This window comes from Micromonospora sp. CNZ299 (genome assembly GCF_002754415.1).
Window position 1 is genome coordinate 6,234,526 of sequence record NZ_PEFG01000001.1, and the last position, 10,635, is coordinate 6,245,160.

The 10,635-nt window shown below is 65.4% G+C and carries 6 protein-coding genes; all 6 read left to right on the forward strand.

Annotation, left to right across the window (positions count from 1 at the left end; all coding sequences use genetic code 11):
- Positions 1 to 109 precede the first annotated feature (109 nt).
- The 6 genes from CLT68_RS28180 (at position 110) to dpdF (ending at position 10,635) form a co-directional block, all read left to right on the forward strand.
- Positions 110 to 916: a hypothetical protein gene (locus tag CLT68_RS28180; protein WP_486482354.1), complete on the forward strand. Its 807-nt coding sequence runs from the start codon at positions 110 to 112 to the stop codon at positions 914 to 916.
- On the forward strand, positions 898 to 2,058 hold the full coding sequence (dbpB, locus tag CLT68_RS28185) for a DGQHR domain-containing protein (protein ID WP_486482355.1): 1,161 nt from the start codon (positions 898 to 900) through the stop codon (positions 2,056 to 2,058). The genes CLT68_RS28180 and dbpB (CLT68_RS28185) overlap by 19 nt, the downstream gene beginning before the upstream one ends.
- On the forward strand, positions 2,055 to 3,296 hold the full coding sequence (dpdA, locus tag CLT68_RS28190) for a tRNA-guanine transglycosylase DpdA (RefSeq protein WP_099855494.1): 1,242 nt from the start codon (positions 2,055 to 2,057) through the stop codon (positions 3,294 to 3,296). Before dbpB (CLT68_RS28185) ends, dpdA begins: the two co-directional genes overlap by 4 nt.
- Positions 3,293 to 4,438 (forward strand): DGQHR domain-containing protein DpdB, encoded by a 1,146-nt coding sequence (gene dbpB / locus CLT68_RS28195; RefSeq protein WP_099855496.1) that lies wholly within the window; start codon positions 3,293 to 3,295, stop codon positions 4,436 to 4,438. The genes dpdA and dbpB (CLT68_RS28195) overlap by 4 nt, the downstream gene beginning before the upstream one ends.
- Before the next feature lie 370 nt (positions 4,439 to 4,808).
- Positions 4,809 to 8,060, forward strand: coding sequence for a protein DpdE (gene dpdE, locus CLT68_RS28200; RefSeq protein WP_486482356.1), 3,252 nt, complete (start codon positions 4,809 to 4,811; stop codon positions 8,058 to 8,060).
- A complete protein-coding gene (dpdF, locus tag CLT68_RS28205; protein ID WP_099855499.1) occupies positions 8,050 to 10,635 on the forward strand; it encodes a protein DpdF in 2,586 nt (861 codons plus the stop codon). Before dpdE ends, dpdF begins: the two co-directional genes overlap by 11 nt.

Consider the following 10,635-nt stretch of genomic DNA (forward strand, 5'->3'; position numbering starts at 1 on the left):
GGTCACCTGCAGCAACCGGAAACGACACACAGTGCCAGACCGGTTACGTGTGGGTAACCTCCATGAAAGTAGTCCAGGTCAGCGGTTCGCCACCTGGACAGACCGACTGTTGACCAGTTCTGCCAGCAGTTTCCCTGCCGTTGATCTGTACGCCGGTGAGCATTGGCAGATTGCCCGGACCCTGCCCGACCAGATCGCACCGCGGGCCGCGACGTTATGGGTCTGCTCAGCAGGCTACGGGCTCATCGCCGCATCGGCGGCGATCCGACCGTATGCGGCAACGTTCGCCTCGGGCGGGGTCGATTCGGTCGGTGAGGATAAATCCGCCGCCCGCGACTGGTGGACAAGGCTGACCGAGTGGCCTGGCCCTGACGCAGACCAACCGCGGTCATTCGCGGACCTAGCGCGTCGTGATCCACATGCCACGATCATCGCGGTGCTCTCTGACGCCTACCAGCGAGCCTGCGCCGCGGACGTCACCGTTGCGGCCAGTCTGTTGCACGACACGCAGCAACTATCCGTTGTCGGGCCATCCACTAATGACCTTGAAGACCTCGTCGTACCGGTGACCGCCAGGCTGCAACCTCACCTCGGCGGCAGCCTGCTATCGCTCAACGCCCGCGTCGCAGCGTTCCTGCTGCGCTCGTCGGTCGATGACGATCACGACCTACGGCGCGAACGACTGCGCGAGCGTGTGGAACAGACAACGCAGGCAACGCCGGTTCCCGCAACTCGCACCGCTGGACAGCGTCTTACCGACGAAGAGGTGCGCGCCTTCATCCGTGGGCATGCGGGCGAACGGGCAGCCACCGCGACGGGCTTGCTGCGACGCCTTCGCCTGTCAGGACGGTCATGTGAGCAGGCCCGCTTCGGGCAACTCTTCGCCGAGGTAATGGCATGGGGGGCGCGCCCCTGATGCCTGCCTCACCGCCTCCCAGCAGCATGGTCCGTCGGGCCTTGTGCATCGCGCAGAGCACCGAATATCCCCTCTATGTCTTCACCCTCCGGGCCGAGGAGATTTTGCAGGTCGCGGACATCTCCCGGGTCAGTCGTGACCATGCCGGCAAGCTCATCGGCTACCAACGCCCTGAGGTGCGCAAACATATCCAGGAGATCATCGAGTACCTCAACAGCGACGCTGCGGTCTTCCCCAACCCGATCATCATGGCGTTGTCGTCGAGAGTGCACTTCAAGAAGATCCGCGGCGACCGGCTCCCGGGAGATGAGCTCGGCATTACCGGCACGCTCACCATCCCCATGGCGGAAAACGGTCGGCCGAAACCCGCGTGGATCGTCGACGGGCAGCAACGCGCGGTGGCGCTGTCCCGCACACGGCGCAAAGACTTCCCCGTCCCAATCACCGCGTTCGTCGCCGACGCCGTGAAGGTCCAACGCGATCAGTTCCTGCGCATCAACAACACCCGGCCGTTGCCACGCGGCTTGGTGACCGAGTTGCTCCCGGCGGTCGACAGCCCACTGCCGACACGGCTGGCCATTCGCCGGGCTCCGTCGGAGCTATGCGACGTGCTCAACACCGACGAACGCTCACCGCTGCGTGGGATGATCAAACGGGCGTCGACGGACAAGTCACAGACCGCTCTCGCGGTGATCACCGACACAGGGTTCGTCGAACTAATCAAAGACAGTTTGACATCGGCCGGGTGCCTGTTCCCGTATCGGGACGTGGGCCGCAACGAGACTGACTTCGACGGCATCCTGCACGCCCTCTACACCTACTGGGGTGCCGTGCGTGACACCTTCCCCGACGCCTGGGGGAAACCGGCAGCCAAGAGCCGGTTGATGCACGGCGCAGGGATACGCGCCATGGGCCGCCTCATGGACCGGGTGCTCGGCATCGTCGATCCCCGCGGAGCGGACGCGCCTCGCCTGATCCGCGAGCACCTTGCGTTGATTGTCCCGTACTGTCGCTGGACCTCGGGCACCTGGGAGGAGCTCAACATGCGGTGGAACGACGTCGAGAACACCCCCCGCGACATCCAGGCACTGTCCAACTACCTCATCCGGGTGCACCGCAACGCCCAGGCGGAGCAGCGATGAAATTCTTCTTTCCTGACAGCCAGGACCAGGTCGATCCGAGCTTCGACTTCATCACCGAAGAACGGGACCCGTTCCGCGTCCGGCAACGCGACGACCTGTACGCGCACGAGGTCCTGACCCAAGCGCCGTTCGACGGGCTGCTGGTGTCCAAGGCCATCGTGGACGGGCTGGCCAGCGGTACCACGGGCAAGTACACCGGGGCGCAACGCCATCGCCTCTATCGTGAAGGCGCCGCGAAGTTTTTCCGGCTCGACAACGGTCATACCCCGTTGGAGATCATGGGCGACTGCGGTGCCTTCTCCTACGTCGCCGAAGAGCGGCCGCCGTACACCGTTGATGAAGTTATCGACTTCTACGACGGATGCGGCTTCAACTACGGCATCGCCGTCGACCACGTGATCTTTCAGTACGAGCCCGCGACGTCACGCGACGATCCCAGGGCACAGGAATGGGTCCGCCGCCAGAAGATCACCCTCGATTTGGCCCAGGAGTTTTGGGATCGGTGCGACGCACGCAACGTCAGCTTCGCCCCTGTCGGCGTCGCCCAGGGCTGGAGCCCGCAGTCCTACGCGGACGCGATCGCTGAACTGCAGCGCATCGGCTACACCCGCATCGCGCTCGGCGGCATGGTGCCGCTGAAGACCAATGAAATCCTCGCCTGCCTACGATCGATCGACCAGGTCCGAGAGCACTCCACCCAACTGCACCTTCTCGGTGTGAGCCGCGTCGACGACGTGCCGACGTTCGCCAGCCACGGCGTCACCAGCTTCGACAGCACCTCACCGTTCCGCCAGGCATTCAAGGACGACCGGGACAACTACTACACCCCCACCCGCACCCACGTCGCCCTGCGCGTTCCGCAGGTGGACGGCAACGCGAAGCTCAAGGCCCGGATCCGCTCCGGCGAGATCAGCCAAGGTGAGGCGATGGCCCTCGAGCGGACCGCCCTCACCCTTTTGCGCGAGTACGACGCTGACAAGACTGACCTCGAGCCGGTGCTGGAGGCGCTGGTCGCCTACAGCGCGCTGTGGGACGGCGGCAAGTCCGACCGCAGCGAGCAGTACCGTGCGACGTTGGCAGCCCGGCCGTGGCGCGACTGTCGTTGCGATCTCTGCGCCGCCGTTGGGATCGAGATCGTCGTGTTTCGGGGCTCCGAGCGCAACAAACGGCGCGGATTCCACAACCTATACGTGTTCGAACAGCGTCTCCGCGCACAACGAGGAAGGACAACCGCGTGACCAAGACCCGGACCGAGGCGTCCGCTGACTCCGCCGTCACCCAGGAGTTGCGCCTGCCCGCCTTGGAGATCCAGCAAGGCCGCGGGCGCCTTCTCTACACCTTCGCCATGGACGGCAAGCTCGTACCCAAGATCGCTACAGTCTCCCGCATCCGCCGCGACGAGGACGCCCTGCTGCACGGCTACCAACGGCCCGAGGTCCTCGCCCATGTCGCGGCGATCCGCCGATACATCGAAACCGACGCCAGCCCCCTGCTCCCCAACGCCATCGTCATCGCGTTCGACGAACGGGTGCGCTTCGAGCCAGGCCAGACGGGATCCGACAGCCCCGGCTACGTGCGCAGCGGAACTTTGATCATTCCGATCACCGAAGGGCCTGATCACGACAAGCCCGGCTTCATTGTGGATGGCCAGCAGCGCAGCGCCGCCATCCGCGACGCCAGGGTCGATGCTTTCCCACTGAGCATCAGCGCCTTCATCACGAACGAGACCGCAGATCAGCGCTCACAGTTCATCCTCGTCAACTCCACCAAGGCGCTGCCGAAGGGGCTCATCCACGAACTCCTGCCCGGGGCCTCGGGCGCGCTGCCAACTCCGCTGCGGGTACGTCAACTGCCGGCAACCCTGCTCGAGGGGCTCAACTTCGACGCCCGGTCTCCACTCAACCGGATGATCCAGACCCCGACCAACCCGTCCGGCGTCATCAAGGACAACTCGGTCTTGAGGATGCTGGAGACCAGTTTGAGCGACGGCGCCCTCTACCGGTTCCGCAACGACGAGGCACTGCCGACCACCGGCTATATGTTGACCGTCCTGTTCAATTTCTGGACCGCAGTCAGCCAGGTCTTCCCCGAAGCGTGGGGCAAGCCGCCCCGCAAGTCGCGCCTCATGCACGGCGTCGGAATCATCAGTATGGGCTACCTCATGGACGCCATTAGCCATGCGCGTGAGGAGGGCGACGGGATCGTCGAGGTTGAGGAGTTCGCCGCCCACCTCAAGTCGATCGCCGATGACTGCCGCTGGACCGACGGTGAGTGGGACTTCGGCAACGGCATCGTTCGCAGGTGGAACGACATCCAGAACACGCCTCGCGACATCAAGCGCGTCGCGGATTTCCTGCAGGTCAGGTACCGGAATAGGTAGTGAAGCATTGAGGGCGTGCGGCTAATTTGGATGTCGCCCTGGGCTGAGGCGGATTCGGTCGGCCCTACGTCGCAGCCACGGCCGCCAGGCGTGGCCGACAGCCGGACGGTGGTGGGAGAGCGGCGTCGTGGCCCCTGAGGGCACCGGCGCCGCGCCGGGTCCGAACCGCGCTTGCCTGGAAGCGATGGGCGCCCTAGATAAGACCGTGCATCCATCTCAGGAGTTAGGTTGGTTTTTTGGGCTTTTCGGCTGATCAAGGTGGGCACCGCTGCTGCTGCCCCACCTCAGAGGTAGTCGATACCCTGCGTTGGTGCGTTTAGTTGCCGATCCGTCCGCAGGGCGGCGCGCAGGGACGGGGACCAGTCCGATCATGCTGCTGCCGACCGGTCAATTCGTTGAGCACCCACACGTTCCAGGTATCGGGCGTGTGGGAGAACGTCGTGGCGGCGACGTGCGAATTGATGCCTTCGAGTCCATTGCGACACCGGTCGCGCAGAGCTATTGGGTCCCGGCCGACGAATGCCGTCTGGCGCAGTTGCTACCCCAGACGAGGGTCTACTGGCAGGACCCTGACACGGGACGGTGGCGGGCGGGCCGGATCATCGGCGGCGGACCTGATGTCTACTTCGTGCGCCTACCCAACAAGGACCTCGACTACCAGGTTCCACAGCAGCATCTGCGGGTGCGCTGGGACAGGCCGATCGCCTCTCCGGTCGAGGTCCTCGCAGCGGGCGCCAACGAGTCGCCGTACTTTCGGGACGCCCGGCTTCCGATGCTCAACAGCCTCGTGGCCCAACGGGCCGCCTGCGCCGACCTTCCCGCGCTGCTGTCGGCGGCGATCGAAATTTACCCGCATCAGGTGCAAGCTGCGCTGACCGTGCTCAGCGACCCTGTGCAGCGATACCTCTTGGCCGACGAGGTCGGCCTCGGGAAGACCATCGAGGCTGGACTGGTCATCCGGCAGCGCCTCCTCGATCAGCCGACCGCTCGGATCGTCGTCCTCGCGCCGGACATGCTGCGGCAGCAATGGAGCCGCGAACTGCAGGGAAAATTCTTCACGGAGGACTTCCCGGCAGCAACGATAAAGATCACTCGCCATGAGACCCCAGACAAGTGGGAGGAATACCACGGCTTCGACCTGGTCGTGGTGGACGAGGCACATCGCCTGACCGATGCGGCCGATCCAACGGAAACCCGATATCGGGAACTGACCCAGTTGGCGCACTCCACGCCCCGGTTGCTGCTCCTGTCGGCTACACCGCCGATGTCGCGGCCCCAGGCGCACCTCGGCATGCTGCACCTGCTCGATCCCATTCTCTACCGCTGGGAGGACCTGCCGCAGTTCACCCAGCGATTCCAGGCACGGCGCGTCCTGGCCAACGCCGTCTTCGCGCTCGACGCGGACTTCGAGCCTCTACTTCCGAGCGCCATCGCGGAGATCTCGGACCTCCTCCCCGGCGACATAACGTTCCGCGATCTCGCCGGTCGCGTTTCGGACCTGCTGACTGCCGATGGCGACCTGATCGACGAAGGCGAGCGCGAGAACCTCCGGTCACACGTCGATGCCTTGCGGGCCCACATCAGTGAGACGTACCGCATGCATCGCAGAATCATCCGCCACCGCCGGCACAACGTCCTTACGTCGGCAGCCGACGACTCCGTGGACGCACTGCCCTTCGAGGTCACTGGCCGGCAGCGACCTACCGTACTGAGCGTCGCCGCCAATGACGAACTGGTCAGCGAGTCGCTGGTGACGTGGCAGCAACACGTCTCGCACTGGCTGCTCGACCACAACGCCGACGACCGCACCGGAGCGTACGGACTCGTTCTGGCGGTGCTGTCGTCGCGCAGTGACGGTCTCTCCGGGGATCTGCAGGACGCTCTCCGGTGGCGCATCCACCGTGACCACGCGGCTGCTCGGCGCGCCGGCCTGAGCGAGCACGAGCGTGAGGTGCTTGCTGCGGCGGCTGTGTTGCCTCACGACGAGGACCTTCTGCGCAAACTCGACGACAACGAGGCCGCAGAGCCCGACATGCGTGACTACCTTCAGGTGCTCGGACAGCACAAACGCGCCGTGATGTTCTGCGGCGCAGGCAGTCTGGCCGGCTTGATCGCCGACGTCCTGACACCGAACGCGCGAGTCCGGATCACCGAGCACACCCATCGTCGAGGTGCTGCGGCGAGCGCAATGAACGTGGATCGCTGGCGGGCCGAGGGCGGCCTCCTCATTGCAGACGACAGCGCCGAGGACGGCGTCAATCTGCAAGAGGCCGATGCCGTCATCCACTTACGGCTGCCGTGGTCACCCAGCCAGTGTGAGCAACGGCTGGGACGAGTAGACCGGTTCGCCGGCGCGTTCGGTGCCGGACACCGGGCAGCAATGCAGTACGTCGCCCCTGGCGGCCACGCCGACAACTCCTTCGCCGCCGCTTGGACGACGCTGCTCACGAGTGCGGTACGCATCTTCGACGACTCCGTGTCGGCGCTGCAATACGCCCTCAATAGTTTGACCACGACAATCTGGGAGACCGGCCTGCGGGATGGACCGGCGGCGATGCTGGAGATGGCCGATACGGTCGCCGATGCCCTCAGGAAAGAGCGTCGGGAGATCGACGGGATGGACACTGTCGAGGCCGTGCACGAGGGCTCGCTCGGCCTCACCGTCGCTGAGGCGATGACCACTACCGAGGTTCGCTGGGGCGCCCACGAAAAGGCGATGCGGCTCTACGCCGGCGCCGAAGCCGGTGGGCTGCGGTTTGCTGTCCAACCCGAGGGATCGATTCGGCACGTCATGCGCTTCGAACGCGCCCGTGCAAACCCGTTGGTGTCCCCGCGACTCCTCGCCATCTCCGGACGGTCCGTCCCACCGGCAGCCATGCAAGGCACCTTCAACAGGAACACCGCTCTGCGTACACCGAACACCCGGCTCTTCCGGCTGGGTAACCCCTTTGTCGATCTGCTCGCGAACGTTGTGGCGATCGACGATCGCGGCCAAGCGTGCGTGTTCTGGCGTCCGGGCGTCCGCGGTCGAGAGCTCCGCTCCTACTTCGGCTTCGACTTCCTGGTCGAGGCCGACATCGAGCCGGCTCTAGAACTCGTCAGAGACGCGGCGGACGCTTCACACGCCCTCCGACGTCAGGCCAGCGTCATCCTTCCGCCCATCATGCGGCGGATCTGGCTTCCGTCGCAGGCAGACCAGGCCGTGCAGGATCCCGATCTCCTGCGGTGGCTGGAAGCCCCGTACGCGCAGGATCGCGGCGACCTCAACCTCAATGACGAGCGAATATCTGCTCTATGGCAATACTTCGGCGACATCGAAGGGCTGGCGACGGCCGCCCGCAGCGCTGAAGCAACCGCACGCGACGAGTTGACCCGTTCCGCGCAGCTCGTACGGCGCGCGGAGCAGGCGCAGCATGAAGCAGGTCGGGCATGGGCAGTCCGTCGCGCCCAAGCCGAGGCGCGCCGGAACGCCGGCTGGTTGTTGTCCGATACTGATAGTTACCTCACCGATGTGCGCGTGGCGGCTGCTCTCATCGACGCGCTGAAGGAGCCGAAGGTCCGGCTAATGGCCGTGACCTGCGTGACCGGCGGCGAACTGGGGGTGCCACAAGATGGCAACTGATGGCTGGTCATCCGCTCAGGAGCTTTGGGCTAGCTGGCCCGAGGTTCCAGCTACCTTCCCTGCCTCGGGCAGCTGTGCGCGGCTGCGTGATGCGCTCGTTGGCCTGACCGCCGGTGGTGCAGGATGGCGTGATGTGGTCGGGCTGACCCGTCAGATCCTGCTCGAGAACGAGGCACGCCAGGGTGGCGACTGGCCCCTCGTGGTGCCCAACAGCCCAGCCCTCCCGAGCCGCCAACAGTGGGAGGACGTGGGCTGCGAGGCATTGTCAGTGGCTGCGGGCTTCTCGGTGACGGCACGGATCTGGCATCCTCGCACCGACGCCCCTGTGTCGGACGGCGCCGCCAAGCAGGAGGTTCTCGAGGTCTACGGCGGGGACGCCACCCCTAGGTCAGCTCATCCGGCGGATCCGTTTTGGAGCCGGGCACTCGGCACCGGCTTTCAGCATTACACCTCACTGGGACAGCGGCAGGCGGCCCGCGCGATCGTGACGGCTCCGGCCGGCAGCACGACCATCGTGTGTCTGCCGACCGGCCAGGGAAAGACTGAGGTGGCGTGGGCTGCCGTCCTGCCCGCGACACGGCAGCGCGGTGTCGCAGTCGTCGTGGTCCCCACGGTCGTACTGGCCATGGACATGGAACGTCGTTTGCGTGCGCTACTCACATCGCTCGGGGAGCAGCAAAGTCCTAGCGGCCACTATGCCTACACCGGCGGAACTTCGGAAGACGTCAAACAGGCCATCCGCAAGGACATCCGTGATGGTCGCCAACGCGTCGTCATCGCAGCTCCCGAAGCCATCCTCACCGGGCTCAGCCAGGCACTGGACGACGCGACACGGCAGGGCTACCTCACTCACCTGATCATCGACGAGGCGCACCTGGTCGAGCAGTGGGGCAATGAATTCCGTCCAGAGTTTCAGGCGATGAGCGGGCAGCGTCGCTCCTGGCTCGCCATCGCACCGCCTGGCCGTGAGTTGATCACATTGGCCATGAGCGCCACGCTGACCGAACACCAGATCCAGACGCTGGTGGAGTTGTTCAGTTCACCGGGCCGCGTCGAGTTGGTTTGGGCGTCGCGAACACGCAGCGAACCGTCCTACTTCGTCGAACGCTTCAGAACCGAAGCCGACCGGTGCGCCGCAGTTTTGCAAGCGGTCAGCACCCTGCCGCGCCCGCTGATCCTGTACACGTCGCTGAAGAGAGATGCGCGGGAGTGGACTCGCCGGCTCAAGACTGCCGGGCTCCTTCGCGTCGCGGAGGTCACGGGCGACATGTCCGATGCCGAACGCAGAGCCGCCGTGATGGGATGGCGCGGAGAAAACGACGAAGGCAAAGCGGCGCCCACCGAACACGACATCGTCGTCGGGACGTCAGCCTTCGGCCTCGGGCTGGACATGTCCAATGTGCGCAGCGTTGTGCACGCCTGCCTGCCCGAAACCCTGGACCGGTACTACCAAGAAGTAGGGCGCAGCGGGCGCGACGGCCGCCCCGCAGCCGTCTACCTGACCATCGCACCCGGCGACGACGAGACGGCGAAGCGGCTCAACGCCTCCATCGTCATCAGCCCCGAGAAAGGCTGGGACCGGTGGCGCACCATGTCTCGAGCCGCTTCTGACCTCGGAGACGGCCGCCACGAGACAAGTCTCGACGCGGTTCCGCCGCACGTCCTCGCCGAGTCACGGCACAACCGCCAGTGGAACGTCCGCACCTTGAACCTGATGTCACGCGCCGGCCTCATCACCCGTGAAGAATCACAAGCCCCTGAACGGCTACCGGACGAGCCCGATGGCCTGTGGCAGACCAGACTGGACCAGTACTTCAGCGGCCTCGATGCCCGGGTCGTCTTCCGGCTGCAGGATGGTCAGACAAATAACCGAACACATTGGGGGCGAGCCTTCGGCACACAACGGGCACTTGTCGCGCAGCAGCAAACCGCTGCGCTCGACCGCCTGCAGGCCTTGGTAAAGGGTGACCGCTGCGTCGGCGACGTCCTCGGCGACTACTACCGCATCCCATGGCGAGGCGGGCTGTTGGGCACCGCGGTGACCTGTCGAGGATGCCCTCACTGCCGGCGATGGCCCGACATACGAGGCGACGATCCTCTTTACCGCGACGGCGGAGAACCCCATCCCGCAGTTCCTCACTGGAAGGGAGGCCGTGATCCCCTCGCGCTGATCCGCGGTGACCATCCATGGTTGAGCATTTGGTGGCGGACGCCAGCTGCACGCGATGATCTTCTGCCCGAACTGCTGTCACAGCTCACGCGGCGCGGTCTGGCAGTGCTTGCTGGCCCCGGAATAACCGCGCGTTTAGCAAACCGCGTACAGCGCGAAGCGTGGCCCCACCCGGTCATCGTGGACCACGACGGCAACCTCACCGAATCCTTCCCCGGGCCGCTAGTCTGGGTCGCCGACGACTCGCCCGCCCTGCCGACCGCCATACGTCTGCGCCTGCAGGACGACGTTCCGACCTACCTCGTGCATCCCCAGGACCTGCCCGATCCCGAACGGTCGACCATTAGTCTGCGGCAGATGTGCGACGCTTCACTCTCGCTCGAGACCGCCCTTGGAGCGCTGTGA

What these genes read in the sequence shown, in the direction of transcription:
- dbpB (WP_486482355.1), top strand. Translation starts at nt 898, where the DNA reads ATGGGGGGCGCGCCCCTGATGCCTGCCTCACCGCCTCCCAGCAGCATG.
- dpdA (WP_099855494.1), top strand. Translation starts at nt 2,055, where the DNA reads ATGAAATTCTTCTTTCCTGACAGCCAGGACCAGGTCGATCCGAGCTTC.
- dpdE (WP_486482356.1), top strand. Translation starts at nt 4,809, where the DNA reads ATGCTGCTGCCGACCGGTCAATTCGTTGAGCACCCACACGTTCCAGGT.
- dpdF (WP_099855499.1), top strand. Translation starts at nt 8,050, where the DNA reads ATGGCAACTGATGGCTGGTCATCCGCTCAGGAGCTTTGGGCTAGCTGG.